The sequence below is a fragment of the Nonomuraea insulae genome (genome assembly GCF_042656245.1).
Map to the genome: position 1 here is coordinate 17,215 of NZ_JBHSPA010000125.1, position 17,293 is coordinate 34,507.

The 17,293-nt window shown below is 71.2% G+C and carries 17 protein-coding genes and 1 pseudogene; 9 read left to right on the forward strand and 9 right to left on the reverse strand.

Going from position 1 to position 17,293, the window contains the following annotated elements; all coding sequences use genetic code 11:
* Nucleotides 1-23: 23 nt before the first annotated feature.
* The 3 genes from ACFPZ3_RS67140 to ACFPZ3_RS67150 all read right to left on the reverse strand — a co-directional run bounded on the left by ACFPZ3_RS67140 (nt 24) and on the right by ACFPZ3_RS67150 (nt 1,814).
* On the reverse strand, nt 24-311 hold the full coding sequence (locus tag ACFPZ3_RS67140; protein WP_379524792.1) for a hypothetical protein: 288 nt from the start codon (nt 309-311) through the stop codon (nt 24-26).
* Between the two features lie 6 nt (nt 312-317).
* Nucleotides 318-479 carry a hypothetical protein gene (locus ACFPZ3_RS67145; RefSeq protein WP_379524793.1) on the reverse strand — a complete coding sequence of 54 codons (162 nt, stop codon included), beginning with the start codon at nt 477-479 and terminating at the stop codon, nt 318-320.
* A 531-nt stretch (nt 480-1,010) separates the two neighbouring features.
* The gene (locus tag ACFPZ3_RS67150) at nt 1,011-1,814 is read right to left on the reverse strand and encodes a MerR family transcriptional regulator (protein WP_379524794.1); all 804 of its coding nucleotides are present in this window, start codon (nt 1,812-1,814) and stop codon (nt 1,011-1,013) included.
* Nucleotides 1,815-1,884: 70 nt separating this feature from the next.
* On the opposite strand from ACFPZ3_RS67150, the gene ACFPZ3_RS67155 reads away from it, so the two are divergent.
* A complete protein-coding gene (locus tag ACFPZ3_RS67155; RefSeq protein ID WP_379524795.1) occupies nt 1,885-2,649 on the forward strand; it encodes a MerR family transcriptional regulator in 765 nt (254 codons plus the stop codon).
* 63 nt (nt 2,650-2,712) lie between these two features.
* On the opposite strand, the gene ACFPZ3_RS67160 is transcribed toward ACFPZ3_RS67155, so the two are convergent.
* A complete protein-coding gene (locus tag ACFPZ3_RS67160; RefSeq protein ID WP_379524796.1) occupies nt 2,713-3,753 on the reverse strand; it encodes a DUF4037 domain-containing protein in 1,041 nt (346 codons plus the stop codon).
* 70 nt (nt 3,754-3,823) lie between these two features.
* On the reverse strand, nt 3,824-4,321 hold the full coding sequence (locus ACFPZ3_RS67165) for an FBP domain-containing protein (protein WP_379524797.1): 498 nt from the start codon (nt 4,319-4,321) through the stop codon (nt 3,824-3,826).
* A 64-nt stretch (nt 4,322-4,385) separates the two neighbouring features.
* Here ACFPZ3_RS67165 and ACFPZ3_RS67170 point away from each other — a divergent pair, with 64 nt between their 5' ends.
* Entirely contained in the window at nt 4,386-4,961 is a 576-nt protein-coding gene (locus ACFPZ3_RS67170; protein ID WP_379524798.1) for a TetR/AcrR family transcriptional regulator, read from the forward strand.
* An 88-nt stretch (nt 4,962-5,049) separates the two neighbouring features.
* Here the strand turns inward: ACFPZ3_RS67170 and ACFPZ3_RS67175 are convergent, their stop codons facing one another.
* The 4 genes from ACFPZ3_RS67175 to ACFPZ3_RS67190 all read right to left on the reverse strand — a co-directional run bounded on the left by ACFPZ3_RS67175 (nt 5,050) and on the right by ACFPZ3_RS67190 (nt 9,098).
* Nucleotides 5,050-5,832: a GNAT family N-acetyltransferase gene (locus ACFPZ3_RS67175; protein WP_379524799.1), complete on the reverse strand. Its 783-nt coding sequence runs from the start codon at nt 5,830-5,832 to the stop codon at nt 5,050-5,052.
* Nucleotides 5,829-7,259 (reverse strand): adenylosuccinate lyase, encoded by a 1,431-nt coding sequence (gene purB, locus ACFPZ3_RS67180; RefSeq protein ID WP_379524800.1) that lies wholly within the window; start codon nt 7,257-7,259, stop codon nt 5,829-5,831. The genes ACFPZ3_RS67175 and purB overlap by 4 nt, the downstream gene beginning before the upstream one ends.
* 52 nt (nt 7,260-7,311) lie before the next feature.
* On the reverse strand, nt 7,312-8,157 hold the full coding sequence (locus ACFPZ3_RS67185) for a TIGR03619 family F420-dependent LLM class oxidoreductase (RefSeq protein ID WP_379524801.1): 846 nt from the start codon (nt 8,155-8,157) through the stop codon (nt 7,312-7,314).
* Between the two features lie 161 nt (nt 8,158-8,318).
* Entirely contained in the window at nt 8,319-9,098 is a 780-nt protein-coding gene (locus tag ACFPZ3_RS67190) for an SDR family NAD(P)-dependent oxidoreductase (RefSeq protein ID WP_379524802.1), read from the reverse strand.
* Nucleotides 9,099-9,202: 104 nt separating this feature from the next.
* Here ACFPZ3_RS67190 and ACFPZ3_RS67195 point away from each other — a divergent pair, with 104 nt between their 5' ends.
* From ACFPZ3_RS67195 to ACFPZ3_RS67225, 7 genes and pseudogenes are all read left to right on the forward strand, one after another.
* Nucleotides 9,203-9,898, forward strand: coding sequence for a TetR/AcrR family transcriptional regulator (locus ACFPZ3_RS67195; RefSeq protein ID WP_379524803.1), 696 nt, complete (start codon nt 9,203-9,205; stop codon nt 9,896-9,898).
* Between the two features lie 171 nt (nt 9,899-10,069).
* On the forward strand, nt 10,070-10,291 hold the full coding sequence (locus ACFPZ3_RS67200) for a carboxylesterase family protein (RefSeq protein WP_379524804.1): 222 nt from the start codon (nt 10,070-10,072) through the stop codon (nt 10,289-10,291).
* Nucleotides 10,200-10,556: pseudogene (locus ACFPZ3_RS67205) on the forward strand (carboxylesterase family protein); the annotation flags it as partial. The gene ACFPZ3_RS67200 and the pseudogene ACFPZ3_RS67205, both read left to right, overlap by 92 nt.
* Nucleotides 10,557-10,586: 30 nt before the next feature.
* Entirely contained in the window at nt 10,587-11,099 is a 513-nt protein-coding gene (locus ACFPZ3_RS67210) for a carboxylesterase family protein (RefSeq protein ID WP_379524824.1), read from the forward strand.
* Between the two features lie 88 nt (nt 11,100-11,187).
* On the forward strand, nt 11,188-14,622 hold the full coding sequence (locus tag ACFPZ3_RS67215; protein WP_379524805.1) for a protein kinase domain-containing protein: 3,435 nt from the start codon (nt 11,188-11,190) through the stop codon (nt 14,620-14,622).
* Between the two features lie 204 nt (nt 14,623-14,826).
* Nucleotides 14,827-15,066, forward strand: a complete 240-nt coding sequence (locus ACFPZ3_RS67220) for a hypothetical protein (RefSeq protein WP_379524806.1) — start codon at nt 14,827-14,829, stop codon at nt 15,064-15,066.
* Between the two features lie 82 nt (nt 15,067-15,148).
* Nucleotides 15,149-17,284 (forward strand): hypothetical protein, encoded by a 2,136-nt coding sequence (locus tag ACFPZ3_RS67225; protein ID WP_379524807.1) that lies wholly within the window; start codon nt 15,149-15,151, stop codon nt 17,282-17,284.
* Nucleotides 17,285-17,293: the final 9 nt, after the last annotated feature.

Below are 17,293 nucleotides of genomic sequence, written 5' to 3' on the forward strand. Positions count from 1 at the left end.
GCCGGAACCCTGCCCCCCGGCCGTCACAGTCCCGGGGCCGTCCGGCCCTCACCCGGGTAATAACCGCAGATCAAGCGACACAACAAACCCGTGACCATGCTCAGGCCCGCCCCGCACACGCCCCGCACGACCAGCCACGACCCCAGGACCCCGCACAGGCTCACGCGCCCGGCCCGCAGCCGCCGGAACCACCACGCCCGCACCGGACCGGACAACTCCACCCGGCCCACCAGAACACCGTAATAACCCCGGCACCGGGCCCGCACCACACCCCACCCGCCCGAGGCCACCACCCCGCCGGGTGACACCACCAGCCCTCAGCGGCGATAACGTACGCCGCCCGGGCGGCCGTCGCGCATCACCACGCACACGCCCATCCTGCCCGCCACCGGGCCCGCCATCCCGCAGGCCACGTCCCGGCGGACGATCCCGGCCCCGAAGCACAACACCACCCCGGCCACCGGCACGCACCGCCACACCAGCCGTTCCTCGTCCCATCACCAGCCCTAACCCCACTCGATCAGCGCCCGCACCCTCCAAAGCCGGGACAACACACGCCCCACGGCCCGACCAGCAACAAGCGGAAACAGTCATCACCGAGGGCACCCCCAGACGACAGACGACGCGACGCGACACCCCACACGAGCGCCGATCGCGCCCAGCAGTCGCCCGACCTCGGCAACCTCCTGCCGACGCCCCACAAAACTTCTCGCCTCCACCGGAGGACCGCCAACACGCCGGCCCCGGAAGGCATCCGTCGTCACCGCTGTCATCGTGCCTCGCGACGACCCGGGAAGCGGGGTCACCATTGGCACCACCACCCCGTCGTCGCCCCCAGGGTATGTCCCACCCAGCGCGCGGGGGTGCCCTGGTCAAGAAGCCACAGGAAGTTTTGACCATGCCATGGCAGTACGACGGCCCACCCATGGCCGCCACCCCCCGGACACACCAAAAAGCCGGCGGTGACAGCACCCAGAAGGCACCCCACCACCGGCTCAGAAAGACGCGACCTACCGCTCCTCCTCCAGACAGATCATCACCTGCGTCACCAACTCATCCGGCGGCGTCACCGCCGGATCCGACACGTACACCTCCCGGATCGCACCCCGCACCACACGCCGCCGCTCCGCACACCACGCCAGAACCGCATGCGCAGTCAACGAAATCTGCTCATAAGGCCCCACATGCGTCGCACAGGCGAACAAGCCACCCGGCAACTCCCGAACCTCCCCACCCACCGGCTCCCACCCCACGTCATCCCCGAGCACCACACAGACCGACACCTCCACCACCTCACCCAGATCAACCGGAAACAACCCGATCAACCGCACCGGCCCGCCACCCACACCCGCCGCCAGCAACCGCGCCACCCCCGCCGACGTCGCCCGGCCCAGATCCTCCGGCCCCGCAGCCCGCTCCCGCACCACCGCAACCCGATACGACGGCACCTCCACCACCCGCACCCCAGCCGCAGGCAACCCCTCCGCCATCACCCGCTCCAACGACGCCAACGTCCGCCGCCGCCGCGCCAACTCCTCCTCCAGCGCGTCCCGCACCCCCTCAAGCGCCCCCTCCACCCCCGACAACACCTGACCCACCACCGCCAACGGCACATCCATCGACCGCAACAACCCGATCGACAACGCCACCCGCGCCTGCGAAGCCCGGTAATACCGGTAACCCGTCTCCCCATCCACATACGCCGGCCGCAACAACCCCAGCTCGTCATAACGCCGCAACTGCTTCACACTCAACCGGCCCAACCGGGCGAACTCCCCGATCGGCAGCAACTCCTCATCCACACCCACCAGCATGAACCCTCCCCCGCCACCAAAGCCCAACCGGCTTGACCCTCACGCCACGTCACCCGGCACAGTAGAGACCATGAGCTTCTCCGTCGGACAGGTCGCCCGGCTCGCCGGCATCACCGTGCGCACCCTGCACCACTACGACGAGATCGGCCTGCTCACCCCCGGCGAACGCACCCACGCCGGCTACCGCCGCTACACCGACGCCGACCTCACCCGCCTGCAGCAGATCCTCCTCTACCGCGAACTCGGCTTCCCCCTCGACGACATCGCCGTCATCCTCGACGAACCCCGCATCGACGACCTCACCCACCTGCGCCGCCAGCACGAACTCCTCACCCGCAAAGCCGAGCGCCTCCACGAGGTCATCACCGCCGTCGAACGCGCCATGCAGGCACGCACCACCGGCATCACCCTCACCCCCGCGGAACGCCTGGAGATCTTCGGCCGCTTCCGCCCCGAAGACCACGACGCCGAAGTCGAACGCCGCTGGGGACACACCCCCCAATACGAGCAGAGCCGCCGCCGCGTCGCCTCCTACACCCAAGCCGACTGGCTCCAGCTCAAAGCCGAGGCCGCCGCCATCTCCGACGACCTGGTCGCCGCCTGCAAGGACGGGCTGCCCGCCGACGGCGAGCACGCCATGGACGTGGCCGAACGCCACCGCCGTCACATCTGCCGCTGGTTCTACGACTGCGAGCACGACCTGCACCGATGCCTCGGCGACCGGTACGTCGACGACCCCCGCTTCACCGCCATCTACGACGCTCTCGCTCCTGGCCTGGCCACCTACTTCCGCCAGGCCATTCACGCCAACGCCGGGCGTCATGAACCTAGTTGAGGGGGTTTTATGAGGGGTGAGGGATTTTTGACCAAACCCACGCCCTTTACAATGTAGATCAAACTAGCTGGTGAGGCCCAGCGCCGCCACCGTCACCGCCCGCGCCAGTCCCGGCGTCACCAGCAGGTCGACCGAATCCGACACCTGATCCACGCACCCCACCGCGGGCAGTCCCCTGATCAGCGGGTCCGACACCGACGACATCAGCGCCTCGGCGAACCGGTCTCCCCCGATCACCCGGAACGGCCGGTCGAAGAAGCCCCGTACGCTCTCGTCCTGCCGTTCGGCCAGCGCGACCCGGTTCTGCCAGGCCGCCACCCGCGCGTACGCCGCGGACAGCCCCTCCTCGCGCTCCCGCCACGACCGCGCCGCCACCGCCGCGCCCAGCGACACCCCCAGTTCCGCCGAGCCCGGCATCCGCGCCAGCGCGCTGCCCAGCCATTTCGCGTACGGCGGGTACCGCCGGCGCAGCAGCAGCGCCAGCCGCATCACCTCCCGGGCCAGCCGCGCCCCCACCACCGCCGACCCCAGCTCATCGCCGACCTCGCCGCACCGGCCGGGGAACGGCTCCTCCTGCGCGATCCGCCGCCACTGGCACGCCAGCACGTACCGCCACACGTCCGGCGGATACCACCGCAGCGCCGCCCTGGCCGCCTCCAGCCCCGGCTCGCCCAGCCCGTCGTGGTACACCTCACCCCGTGTCACCTCGGCCAGGCTCTGCCACGGCGCCGACAGCCAGTCCAGCAGCGACACCCCGGCCCGCGGGTCGAAGCCGAGCCGCCGTACCAGCCACTGGCCCAGCTCCGCCACCACGACGCCGTGGCCCACCGTGCCGTGATAGTCGAACACGGTCGGCAACCCGCCGAAACGCTCCGGCAGCCCCGCGGCCACCTTCGCCTCCACCTCGGCCACCCGGTCGGCCGCCACGAACACCAGCACCCGCGGCCCCCAGTCATGGTCGGTTGACCGCCCGGTGTCGAACTCCAGCACCTCCGACCCGGGCCCGATCAATCCCGCACTATGCGCCACTCCGGAAACCAGCGGCGCCACCACTTCGCCATAGAAGGCGCGCGACAACTCGATACCAGGTACAAAATCGGACATCACCCCGTCAACTGTGCACGAGCGCACCCGGAACCACATCCGATTTTCCCCGGCCCCGCCCGGCAGGGGCCTACGCGACCACTTTCCCGATGAAGACGTTCAGGTTGCCCCGCGTGCGGGCGACCCGCTCCTCCACCGTGAGGGTCTCCTCGAAGTCTGCCCCGGCCGTCTCCTTCCTGCCCCGCGTGTAGAGGGAACAGGCCAGGTCGGAGCAGAGGTACTGGCCCACGGTGTTCCCCAGCCGCCCTGCCTCCCCGGTGCGGCGCGCGCTCATCAGCGTCACGCCTCCCCCGGTACGGATGGTCAGGCACAGCGAGCACATACTGCGTGAGGTGAACCCCCGCCCCGCCCCCTGCGCCGCCCGCAACGCGATCCCCACCAGGCCGCCGTCCTCGCGCTCGGCGACCACGTAGCCGCGGTCGGGCGCGCCGGGATCGCGCCAGCCGAGGAAATCGAGGTCCTCCCACGGCTGGTCATCGAGATCCTTCGGCACGTTCAGCCGCTTGGCCTCACCCTTGGAACAGTTGACGAACGACCTGCGGATATCGCTCTCGGTTATTGGTCTCATGTTCCGCAGGCTAGTCAGCCTAATATAATTAGGCAAATGCTTAATTTGCTTAGTGGAGGCTCTCATGGCACGCGCGGGCGTCACCGTCGAACGCCTCACCCGCACAGCGGCGGAACTGGCCGACGAGATCGGCTTCGACCAGCTGACCGGCTCGGCCGTCGCCCGCCGCCTCGGCGTCAAGGAACCCAGCCTGTACGCGCACATCCGCAACGCCCGGGAGCTGAAGGTACGCGTCGCGCTGCTGGCCCTGGAAGAACTGGCCGACCAGGCCGCCGCCGCGCTCGCCGGACGCGCGGGCAAGGACGCCCTGGTCGGCCTGGCCAACGTCTACCGCGACTATGCCAGGAGACACCCCGGCCGCTACACCGCCTCCCGCTACGAACTCGACCCCCAGACCGCCGCCGGCAGCGCCGGACCCCGACACAACGAGATGTTCCGGGCGCTCCTGCGCGGCTACGACCTGCCCGAACCCGACCAGACCGACGCCGTACGCTTCCTCGGCGCCGCCGTCCACGGATACGTGAGCCTGGAGACGGCCGGCAGCTTCAGCCATACCCCGCGCGACACCGACGCCTCCTGGGCCTGGACCCTGGACACCCTCCACCTCGCCCTCACCACCCGATCCGCGAACCCGGCATGACCAGCGGGATCAGCCCGCCCCTCACCACCAGGCCCGTCGCGCGCCGCCCACCGGCCGACGCACCCTCCAGCCGATCAGCCCGCCACGATCAGCCCGCCACATGGGAGGCCAGCACCCGCAGCCGCCGATACCCGATCCGCTCGTACAGCCCGATCGCCGCGGCGTTGGTGTCGTCCACCATCAACGCCGCCCGCCCGTGCGCCGCCACCAGTTCCCGCGACACCCACCGGCACACCCGCCCGGCCAGCCCCCTGCCGCGAAACCGCGCCTCGGTGGCCACCCCGGCCAGCAGCCCCACGCTCGGCGCCGACCACGCGTCCGCCGCCACCGCGGCCAGCACCCCGTCCACGCGCACGCCCGCCCACCGGCTCACCCCGTCCACGCCGGGCACCGCGTAGGAGTGCGGCGCGCCGGCCGCCAGCAACGCCGCCACCTCGTCCTCCGCACCCCGATCCAGCCACCCGGCCTCACCGGCATCCGGACCGCCGTCCAGGCCGCCATCCGGGCCGCCGCCGTCCAGACCACCGTGGTCCAGGTGGCGGCGATCCAGGCTCATCCAGGAGAACCGGCCGCTCTCCTCCACCCCGTCCAGCTTGGCCGTCACCTCACGCACCAGCTCCACCTCACCGAAAGGCCGGTATGTCGCCCCTAACTCACCCAGCGCGTGCCGTACGAGCTCCACCACGCACGACGTACCACCCCAGACGCCTAACCGATCACGGCGCGACACCCCCGGACAGGCGGACACCACGGCGTCGCCCAGCGCCCAGGCCCGCGCTCTCCCACGCAGGCCCTGCGCCGCCCACACCACCAGATCGTCATCACCGCACGCCGCCCGCAACTCTCCGTCGGAGCGCAGCTCCCGGATCACAGGATCGCGCCGGGACGGTAGGCCGCCGCGTCCGGATGCGCCGCCGCGACCTCGGCCACCGCCTGCGCGATCGCCTCCACCTGGTCGGCCGCCGCGCCGGTGAAGGAGACCCCGTCGGCCAGCAGCGCGTCGAGCCGCGCCCGGTCCAGCGGGAAACGGTCGTCGGCGGCCAGCCGGTCCAGCAGTTCGTTGGCCGCGCCGCGCGAGCGCATGGCCAGCGCCGCCCCAACCGCGTGCTCCTTGATCAGCTCGTGGGCCTGCTCACGCCCGACCCCCGCCCGTACCGCCGCCATCAGCATCTTGGTCGTGGCCAGGAACGGCAGGTAGCGGCCCAGCTCGGCGGCGATCACCGCCGGGAACGCCCCGAACTCGTCCAGCACCGTCAGCATCGTCTCCACCAGCCCGTCGAAGGCGAAGAACGCGTCCGGCAGCGCCACCCGGCGTACCACCGAGCAGGACACGTCGCCCTCGTTCCACTGGTCGCCGGCCAGCTCTCCCGTCATGGAGGCGTAGCCGCGCAGCACCACGGCCAGGCCGTTGACGCGCTCGCAGGAGCGGGTGTTCATCTTGTGCGGCATCGCCGAGGAGCCGACCTGGCCCTCCTTGAAGCCCTCGGTGACCAGCTCGTGCCCGGCCATCAGCCGGATCGTCTTGGCCAGCGACGACGGCGCCGCCGCGAGCTGCACCAGCGCGGAGACCACCTCGAAGTCGAGTGAGCGCGGGTAGACCTGGCCCACGCTGGTGAAGCGGTGCTCGAACCCGAGGTGGGCGGCCACCCGGCCCTCCAGCCCGGCCAGCTTGGCGCGGTCGCCGCCGCGCAGGTCGAGCATGTCCTGCGCGGTGCCGACCGGCCCCTTGATCCCGCGCAGCGGGTAGCGGGCGATCAGCTCCTCCAGCCGCCGGTAGGCCACCAGCAGCTCATCGGCCGCCGTGGCGAACCGCTTGCCCAGCGTCGTGGCCTGCGCGGCCACGTTGTGCGAGCGGCCCGCCATCACCGTGGCGGCGTGCTCCCCCGCCAGCGTCGCCAGGCGCGCCAGCAACGCCACCACCCGGTCGCGTACCAGCAGCAGGCTGTCGCGGATCTGGAGCTGCTCGACGTTCTCGGTCAGGTCGCGCGAGGTCATGCCCTTGTGCACCTGCTCGTGCCCGGCCAGCGCGTTGAACTCCTCGATGCGCGCCTTCACATCGTGCCGGGTGACCCGCTCACGCGCCGCGATGGAGTCCAGATCGACCTGCTCGACCACCTTGGCGTAGTCGTCGAGCGCCCCCTCGGGCACCGCCACGCCCAGCTCGGCCTGCGCCCGCAACACCGCCAGCCACAACCGCCGCTCAGCGACGATCTTGTACTCGGGCGACCACAGGCGGGCCAGCTCCGCGGAGGCATAGCGGCCGGCCAGGACATTGGGGATACGCGGCTTGGAAGTCACGTTGGACAAGTGTATTCACACGGCCCCGGCCGGCCACACACACGCCCGCTCTCTACAGCAGGGCGAACCGCTCGGCGAAGGCCGACATCTGCTCATGCCGCCGCTCCTGCCCGTCGGCGGTGACGCCCACGACGATCCGGGTCACGCCCTGTGCCGCCAGCGCCTCGACCTCGCCGGCCGTCATGTCGATCGATCCCGGCCGCGTGTACTCCAGCCTCTCGGCGCTCCGGCCGGCCTCGGCGGCGGCCGAGCGCATGACCTCCAGCAGAGCGGCGCCGTCATGCGGGCGGGCGGGGAAGAACCCGTCGCCGCGCCGGCCTGCGCGGCGTGCCGCCACCCGGCTCGACCCGCCGACATGGATCGGCAGCCGGGTCGCCCCATAGGGCTTGGGGAACTGGCACAGGTCCTCGAAGGAGAAGAACTCCCCGTCGAAACCGACCCCCTCCTCACCGCCCGCCCACAACAGCCGCATCACGTCGATCGCCTCGTCCGCGCGCCGCCCGCGCGTGGCGAAGTCGACCCCCATCGCCCGGGCCTCACCCGGCAGCGCGCCCAGCCCCACGGTCAGCAGCCGCATCCGGCCCTTGGACAACACATCGATGGTCGCCAGCCGCTTGGCGAGAACCACCGGATGGTGGTACGGCAGCAGCAGCACCGCCGTACCCAGCAGGATCCGGTCCGTGGCCGCGGCCACGAAACTCAGGCAGTCGAGCGGATCAAGGTAGGGCAGCGACGGCGGCAACTCGAAAGACCCGATCGTCGCACCCGGATACAGGGCGATGTGCTCCGGCACGAACAACGACTCGAAACCGCAGGCCTCGGCGTGCCGGGCGAGGCCCATGATCTTGTCGGGGTCGGGCCCGTAATAGGGCGTGCTGATACCGATGCCGAACTTCACCCGTCGCTCCTCCGTACCGTAAAAGGGTCGGAGCCACGCTAGAACCTTGTCACCAGCGTCAAGGCAATCGCAGCTGGGGTTTTGGTCGTCGTCGTGCATGATCGGCAACAGACCATCGCCTTTACAAAGTAGATCAACTCGTGGCGCCGGCCGGTAGTGGGTCAGGCGGCGTCGTGCTTGAGTGCCGGACCGAGCAGAAGGCCGCCGTCGACGACGTATTCGGAGCCGGTGGCGAAGGACGCCTCGTCGGAGGTGAGGAACAGCAGCAGGCGGGTGACGTCGGCGGGTTCCCCCATCCGCGGGATCGCGAAGGGCTCGGGTGAGTAGAAGTCGGAGATGGGGGCGTCGCTGCCGGCGGCTGGTTCGGTGATGAACGGGGTGGCGATGACGCCGGGGTGGATGGCGTTGACGCGGATGCCGTCGCGGCCCAGTTCCAGGGCGGCGGTCTTGGTCAGGCCGCGGACGGCCCACTTGCCGGCGACGTAGGGGGCGTAGAAGGCGGTACCGCCGATGCCGGAGGTGGAGGCGATGTTGACGATCGCACCTCCGCCGGCCCGGCGCAGCGACGGGACGGCCGCCTTGATGCCCAGGAAGGCGCCGGTCAGGTTGATGTCGAGGATCCGCTGCCACACGCGCAGGTCGGTGGCCTCGATCGGGGCTGCGGCGTTCTGCACTCCGGCGTTGTTGACAAGGATCGACAGGGGGCCGAAGCGCTCCTCGGCGGCCGCGACGGCGGCGGTCCAGGACTGCTCGTCGGTGACGTCCAGACGGACGAACAGGGCGCGGTCGCCGAGTTCGGCGGCGAGGGCAAGGCCGCGTTCTTCGGCGACGCCGGCGATCACGACGTTGGCGCCTTCGGCGTGGTAGGCGCGGGTGTGGCTGGCCCCCTGCCCGCCGGCGCCCCCGGTGACAAGCACGGTGCGGTCTTCAAAACGTCTCATGGGTGTTCTCCCTAGCGATGGTGAGTCGAGCGACTCGCCTCACTATGGACGTTAGCGATCCGAAGATGGTGAGTCAAGTGGCTCACCTCGTCTAGGGTGGGGGTATGATGACCGAGCCCTCGGCCTACCACCGGCGCGTCGCGGCGCAGAAGAGGGAAGCGATCCTGGGTGCCGCGACCAGGCTGTTCCTCGATTCCGGGTACGCCGGGACCTCGCTGGCCAAGGTCGCGGAGGCCGCGGAGGTGTCGAAGGCGACGCTGTTCAAGCAGTTCCCGACCAAGGCGGCGTTGTTCGACGCGATCGTCACCACCTCGTGGCGGACCGGCGAGGACGACGGCGCCCAGCCCCCCGCGGGCGACCCCGTCACAGGGCTCACCATGATCGGCCGCCGTTATGTCGCCCTGCTCACCCGCCCGGACATGGCCGACCTGTTCCGCATCGTCATCGCCGAGATGCCGCGTTTCCCGGAATTGGCCGAAGCCCAGTTCAACCGCGGCAAGATGCCCTACTTCGAGTCCGTCCGCAGTTATCTGGAGGCCGAACGCGCGGCGGGCACGATCGTGGTGGACGACCTCGACCTGGCCGCCACGCAGTTCCTCGGGATGATCTCCAACTACGTGTTCTGGCCGCGGATGCTGCTTCCGCACTGGGCGCCCGACAAGGCGTCCATGGACCACGTGGTGGACGAGGCCGTCCTCATGATGCGGGCCAGGTACGGCGCGGGTCGGAGATCCGGTGCGGGTCAGAGGTCCGGCACCGCCGTGATCCCGGCAGGATCGCCGAGACCGGGCCGAGGCTGATCAGGCCGCTCGCGGCCTCCGCCAGCCCGCCTGCGGCCGCCCGGTAGGCGGCCTGCTCCCCCGCTCCCCGTAGCCGGGCACGGAACGAAACATTTTGTTCAAGACACCCTGGCCCTGAGCTTGTGATGCTCGCTCTCGTGTCCGGCACGGCTCCGAACGGCAGGAGAGGCGATGGCGAAGACCGTGGACAGCGCGCCCGAGGCTCAGGTGGCGAGTGGCCGGCTGCGGGGCCTGATGGATCAGGGGGTGGCGGCGTTCCTCGGGATCCCCTACGCCGCCCCGCCCTTCGGGGCGCGCCGCCTGCGGCACCCTGATGGCCATGCCCCGCGCCCGGGGCCTGTTCCGCCAGGCGGTCACGCAGAGCGGGGCCTGCGCCCAGGTGCTCACCGCTGAGACCGCCGCGGGCATCGCCTCAAGGCTGGCCGAGTCGCTCGGGGTCGCCCCGACCCGGGAGGCCTTCAGCGAGGTGCCGGTCGAACGGCTCAAGCGGGCGGCGACCCTCCTCAAGGAGGTCCAGAGCGCCGCGGATCCGGCCAGGTGGGACAGCCTCCCCTTCGCCCCGGTCGTCGACGGCGACATCCTCCCCCACCACCCGCTCGACGCGTTGCGCGGCGGCGCCGGCAGCGGCGTGCGCCTCCTGGCCGGGTGGAACCGGGACGACACCCGGTTCGGCCTGGTCCCCACCGGCATGATCGACCTCGTCGACGGACCCATCCTCGCCGCGGTCGTGGCCGCCCTCGGCGCGCCCGGCGGGACGGCCGGGCGCTACCGGGCGGCCCGGCCGGGAGCGAGCGACGGGGACCTGCTCTCCGCCGTGACCACCGACTGCTTCATCCGGGTTCCGGCCATCCGGGTCGCCGAGGCACGCCTGCGGGCGGGCGAGGCCGGCACCTGGATGTACCGCTTCGACCACGGGTCGCCGAGTTTCGCCGGCCGCCTCGGCGCCGCCCACGCGGTGGAGATCCCCTACGTGTTCGACCTTCTTGAGGAGGAGTCCATGCACGCCCTCATCGGCGGCGACCCACCGCAGGCCGTCGCCGATACGGCGCACGGCGCCTGGGTCCGCTTCGTCGCCGGCGGCGACCCGGGCTGGCCCCGATACGATCTGGCCGGCCGGTCCACCGCGCTGATCGGCGAGGGGATCGCCGTCGCCCGCGACCCCGGCGGTGCCGAGCGGGAGGTGTGGGCCGGCCGGCGCTGATCGGAGGCGGGAATGCCGTGGGGGATGCGAACTTTGTCGGGGCCAGCCACATCGAAGCACGCGTAGTCACTGACAGACGGGGTGAGGGATGGCGACGGCACTGCTCGACGGAGATCCGCAGCGGCTGGGGCCGTACTGGCTGGCCGGGCGGCTGGGCACGGGCGGCCAGGGCGTGGTCTACGAGGCCTACACGGAGGACGCCCGCCGCGTCGCGATCAAGGTTCTGCACAGCGACCAGGCCGCTCAGCTGGGCAGGGAGGCGACAGCCGCGCAGCGGGTGGCCGCGTTCTGCACCGCGAGCGTGCTCGAAGCCCAGCTGGAGGGGCCCCGCCCGTACATCGTCAGCGAGTACGTCGAAGGGCCGAGCCTGCGCCAGATCGTGGCCGGCGGCCGCCGGTTCGCGGGCGGTGACCTGCACCGCCTGGCCACCGCCATCGCCACCGCGCTGACCGCCGTCCACGACGCGGGCGTGATCCACCGCGACCTCAAGCCGGACAACGTGCTGCTCGGCCCGGACGGCCCGCGAGTGATCGACTTCGGCATCTCCCGGACGATGGAGATGTCGCTCACCGAGACCGGCCTGGTCACGGGCACGCCCACGTACATGGCTCCCGAGGTTTTCACCGGGCACCGGGCGGGCGCGCCGGCGGATGTGTTCGCCTGGGGCGGCATCGTGATGTTCGCCGCCACCGGCGCCGACCCGTTCCAGGCCGAGAGCCTGGGCGGGGTCATGCACCGCGTGTTGTCGGCCAGCCCCGATCTCAGCGTGCTGCCGCAGTCGCTGCAGCCGCTGGTGGCCGCCGCTCTCGCCAAGGATCCGCTGGACCGCCCGACCTCCCGTGAGCTGCTGCTCACCCTGGTCAGCGGCGGCGGGCGGCTGGACACCGCCCGGCTGCTCGCCGAGGGCGGGCGCGAGGCCACCCGGATCGCCGTGCAGGCCGACGACCCGGCGCTGGGCGCGCTGGCGGAGCAGGCGTACGGCATGCTCGGGCCCGCCGAGCGGGAGCTGGTGCCTGAGGTGTTCCTGCGGCTGGTCACCGTGGACGAGCGCGGGGATCTGACCGTACGGCGAGCGGCCCAGGCGGAGTTCCTCCAGGGAAGAGCGCAGCACGAGGTCTCGGCGATCAACCGCGTCCTGGAGGTGTTCGCGTACCTGCTGGCCAGGAGCGGCGAGGAGATCTGGCTGGCCCGGCCGGCCCTGCCGCACACCTGGCCCAGGTTCAGGCACTGGATCGACAACAACCGCGACGGGCTGGCGGTGCACAAGGAGATCCTCACGGCGGCGCGCCGATGGGACGGAGCCGGCCGGCGGGACGGCGACCTGTTCCGCGGCAGCAGCCTCGACGACGCCCTGCACTGGGCGGCGAACTCGCGGCGCAACATCACGCTGGCCCCGGTGGAGCGGGGTTTCCTCCAGGCGAGCGCGGACCTGGCCAGGCGCGGCGCCAAGCGCGCCCGGCTGGTCTCGCTCAGCCTCGGCGGGTTGCTGGTGATCTCGCTGGTGGCCGGAGGGCTGGCCGTGCAGCAGGGTCTGGTCGCCGACCGGCGCGCCGAGGAGCTCGCGGCCTCGCTCGGCAGGTCGGAGGCGACCCGGCTGACCGGGCTCGCGCAACAGGTACGCGTCACGGACCCGATGCTGGCGATGCGGCTGAGCGTGGCGGCGTGGAGCCTGGACCGCACGCCGCTCACGAGGGCGGGGCTGTTGACGGCACTCGCCCAGCGCGAGTCGGCGACGTTCACGGACCGGGCGGGCGCCGCCGACACGGTCCGGGCGCTCGGCGCCGACGGGCACACCCTGGCCGGCGTCGGCCGTGACTCCGCCCAGGTGTGGGACGTGCGCACGGGCAGGCGGATCGGCGGGATCAACCGGCTGGGACTCGCCGGAGACCAGGTCGCCGCCGTCGCCCTGGCGCCCTCGGGCCGCACGCTCGTCGTCCTGACCGACAAGCGGCTGCGCGCCTGGGACCTGCCCAGCGCGAAGGCGATCAGAACCTGGAGCTTCGGCCGCCCGCTCGACCTCGTCAACAGCTGGGCGGACATCACTCATGTGGACGACCGGGCGGTGACGATCCGTGAGCCCGGCAAGAACCAGCGGTGGAATCTGCGCACCGGAGAGCGCACGGGGCTTTCCGCGGCCGGCACAGCGGCTGACACGGTGGCTAGCACTGTGGTGAGCGCGGACGGTATGTGGCTGGCGACGCCGCGAGCGAAGGCGGTGCGCCTGACCAACCTCCGGGACAGGTCCGTCGCGGACATCGGCGTCAAGGACGGTGCCGGCACGCAGGGGACCTGGAACGGCGGCAGGGTGACGGTCAGCGGGGACGGGAAGCTGGCCGCCTCGATCACCGGCGAGGAGGTCCAGTTCTGGCGGATGTCCGATGCCCAGCTTCTTACCACGGTGCCGCTGCTGGGCAATGCCGATACCGGCGGCGAGGAGCCTCAGAGCGCCTTCGACGGCCGGACGTTCCGCTACCTCATCGAGGATCGGGTCTTCTCCGTCGATGTCACCGACCTCGCCGTCACGCCGGCGGGCTCCCCGGCCGATTTCGGCAAGCTGAGCCCGGGCGGGCGGGTCCTGGTGTCCCAGAGCGGCGAGGTGACCCGGCTACGCGACGTCCGCGACGGCAAGGCGATGGGCGCGCTGCCCGCCATGCAGGACGCCTTCTTCAGCCAGGACGGCAGGCTGCTGGCGGCGGCCGGCCAGGACGAGGTGAAGATCGTGGACGTCGCCTCCCGGGCCGTCCTGGGCCAGGTCGTCCCCGGCGCGGGAGAGCTGGAGCCCGCCGTCGTGAGCTTCAGTCCTGACGGCACCCGCCTCGCGCTCGTCCTGCGCAGCCCGGACGACGGCCGCGGCGTGCGCGAGCACACCGCGCAGGTATGGGATTGGAAGGCCGGGCGGAAGCTCTGGGGCGCGAAGCTCCCGGAGACGAACGACGTGGCCTTCTCCCCCGACGGCACCAAGCTGGCTGTCGCCGGCGCCGGCCAGCGCCTGCTCGACGCCGCCACCGGCCGGTCGCTCACCACGTCCTTCAGCGCCACCGGAAAGGACACCACCGGCGCCCGGATCTTCTTCCTGCACAACGGCCGGGGCGTGGTGGTCCTGGACTCCCGAGGCCGCCTGACCCTGTGGGACACCGCGGGCAAGCGCCTCGGGCCGGTCGTGCGTGAGAGGTCCGGTGAGCTGTCGATCGCCGCCTACTCCCCGCGTGAAGACGTCATCGCGGTCGGCGCGGGTGAGGGCAGGGTGCGGTTGCTCGATCCGACCACGGGATCGAGCCTCGGCACGCTGCCCGACTCCGGAGGAGGGCAGGACCCTGACATGGGGGAGCTCCAGTCGATCGCCTTCACGGCCGACGGGAGCGGCGTCCTCACCCTTGGCCTGAACGGCGTGGCGCACACACACCTCGTCGAACCCGCCGGTGTCATCAGGGCGATCTGCCGGCGGGCGGGAGGCTCCCTGACCGCCGCCGAATGGAGGACCCACATCCCCGCCCTCCCGTACCGCGAGAGCTGCCCCACGTGAGGCCGTCCCGGGGATCTCCGCTGCGGCCGGCGCGCAGTGCGTTACCTGGCGGCGTGCGATCGGCCGAGCCGGTGAGCGCCGGTGCGCCCGGATGGGAGATCACGGTCCCGTCGCGACCGGGCCGGCTGCCGGGGGTCACGATGGCGGGGTTCGGCGATCAGGCGAACGAGTTCCTCAACGTGGCGCTGGTCCCGCATCCCGCGGTTGCGTGCCGCCGGGTCGTGGGAGGACCGGTTCGCGATCGCGGAGGCCGTGCCGGCCCACCGTCTCGCCGCCGGCCACAGCGCGGCCTCGGTGGCGGCGGAGAGCGGCTACGCCGACCAGTCCCACCTGCACAGAGACGTCATGGCCTTCGCCGGGATGACGCCGGCCGCGCTCGCGCTCTCGCCGTTCGTCGCGGTCGACGATGTCGCGTGGCCCGCCACGCACGCATCCGGCTGGTGACCAGAGCGCGTGCTGTTGAAAAATGCGAGACACGGCAATGACGGCTCTGCCAGCCTGAAGAGATGACCATGGAAAAGGCCTCGTGAGCGGCGACGGCAAGTCCCGCCTCGGGGAGTTCAGCGCCCGGCTGGAGAGCGACGAGATCGACGTCGTCCGCGAGGCTCTGGACGAATATCAGCAGGCACAGGCGGACACCAGGTGGGGTGTGGACAACCCCTACTGGCCGCTGGCCAACGAGGTGCGCTTCGCCGCCCGAGCCCTCCTCGGCCGGCCTCCGTCCGGCAGCAGCCATGACAGCGCTCTGACCGTGATGTGGCATCTCGCCAAGGAGGAGGACGCGGACTTGATCGCCGACGCTCTCGAAAGGGCCACGGACGCCGGGGAGCGAGAGACGGCGCTGCTCGCGGCCGGCACCGCCCTCACGGAGGGCGAGGAGCCGAACCGGCGACTGCTGGCGCTGATCACCGCGATGGTGCTGGACGAGAGCCTCGATGTGCAGGATCGCAGGGACGCCATGCGCGCCCTGGACGACCTCGATCTTCCGGAGGTGGAGGACCTCATCGTCGGTGTCAGCGAGTCGCCCGAACGGGAACTCCAGGTGTGCGCGGCAGGTTATCTCGCGACGCCCCTGCGGCTCCGCGTCCACCGCGACCACGTCAGGCGGCTCGCGGAGACCTGGCCGCAGGACGCGGGCTGGGAGGCCGAGCAGATCCGGGAGGCGCTCGAGGGCTTCCACAGCATCTTCTGGAAAAACACCGAGCTGGACGATCCGGTGCTCAGGAGGGCCCATGAAGAGTTGATGTTCCCGCTCAGCGACGAGGGATGCCTGCGAGCATTCGCCACCCTGCTCCGCAGTGAGTCCCCGGTCGCTGTGGGCATCGCGCTCGACCATTACGAGTCCTCAAAGGGGCTGCCTCATGTCCTGCAAGACGAGGAACGCGCCGATGCCTGCCTGCCCGAGGTGCTGGCTCGCGCCCGGGAGGTGCTCCGGCGGCCGATGTCTCCCGCTGAGGTGAGCGCCCTGAACATGATCAAGGGACGGCCCGCCGAGCCTGGCGACGCCGACCTCCTGCTGGACGTTCTCACCCGCACGGGCTCGGACGCGGCGCGCAGTGAGGCCATCTGGATGGCCCGCGGCGTACTCGACAAGGCCGAAGTGAAGGACGACAGGCTCGTCGCCGCCCTGGGCGAGCTGATCTTCGACCCGTCCGCCGGCCCGAAGGAGACGGCGATCCGCGTCCTGGCCGAAAGCCTCGGCGCGGACGCGGACGACATTCTCCTGCGGGCGCTGCGCGAGGGCGAGCCGAAGGTACAGGCCACCGCCTCCTATTACCTGATCCGTACGGGAGGCCTGGAACGGCACCGCGTCATCCTGGAAGAGGTCGCGGAGAGCTGGGGCGAGCGGCCTCCCCTGCTTCCTTGGGGCCAGAACCCCATTGAAATGATCTTCGGCACGCCACACAGCATCCACTGGGAAGGACACCGGCTGGCTGACCCTGACCTGTACCGCGCCCACAAAAGGCTGAGGGCTCCCACGGTGGACGAGTCGTACCATCAGGCGCTTCGCGCACTGCTCGAAAGCGACGACCAGGCGGCCGTGGGCATCGCCCTCGACCACTGGTGGAGTCCCGACGGTGCCATGAAGCGGGGCGGCGAGCAAGCGCGTGAGCCGGAGAGGGCACTTGTCCTGGACCGCATCCGGGAGATGCTGCGGCAGCCTGCTTCGCAGGCCAAACCGAGCCGCACGTACGGGCCCGAGGCCATGCATCTCACCGCGCTGTCGGCGCTGGAGGTCGTGGCAGCCCGGGAGCCATCCCTTCTGGCCGAGATCGTGGAGGCCGCCGCGAGCGATTACGTTCGCCGGCGAGCTCTCGACGCGGTGGAAGCGGTGTTCACGGACGCGGAGGAAACCGACCTATGGCTCGTCGAGTCCCTCGGGAATGTGGCCTGCGAGAAGAACGTGCCGTTGCACGACCGCGTCAGGGCACTGGAACTGCTCGACGAGTCTCCGGGAAGCAACTCCGTGGACGCGCTCCTCCGGGCGACGCGCTGCCCCGAGGTGGAGGTTCAAGCCGTTGCGGCATGGGGGCTGATGTGGGAAGAGGTCATCGAGGACCATCGCGCCATACTTGAGGAGCTGAGCGCGAGCTGGCCGGTAAAGGACGCCCCGTGGGAGGTCATGCGGGCGCGGGACATGCTCAACGCAACCAAGAAGTGAGATGGGCCG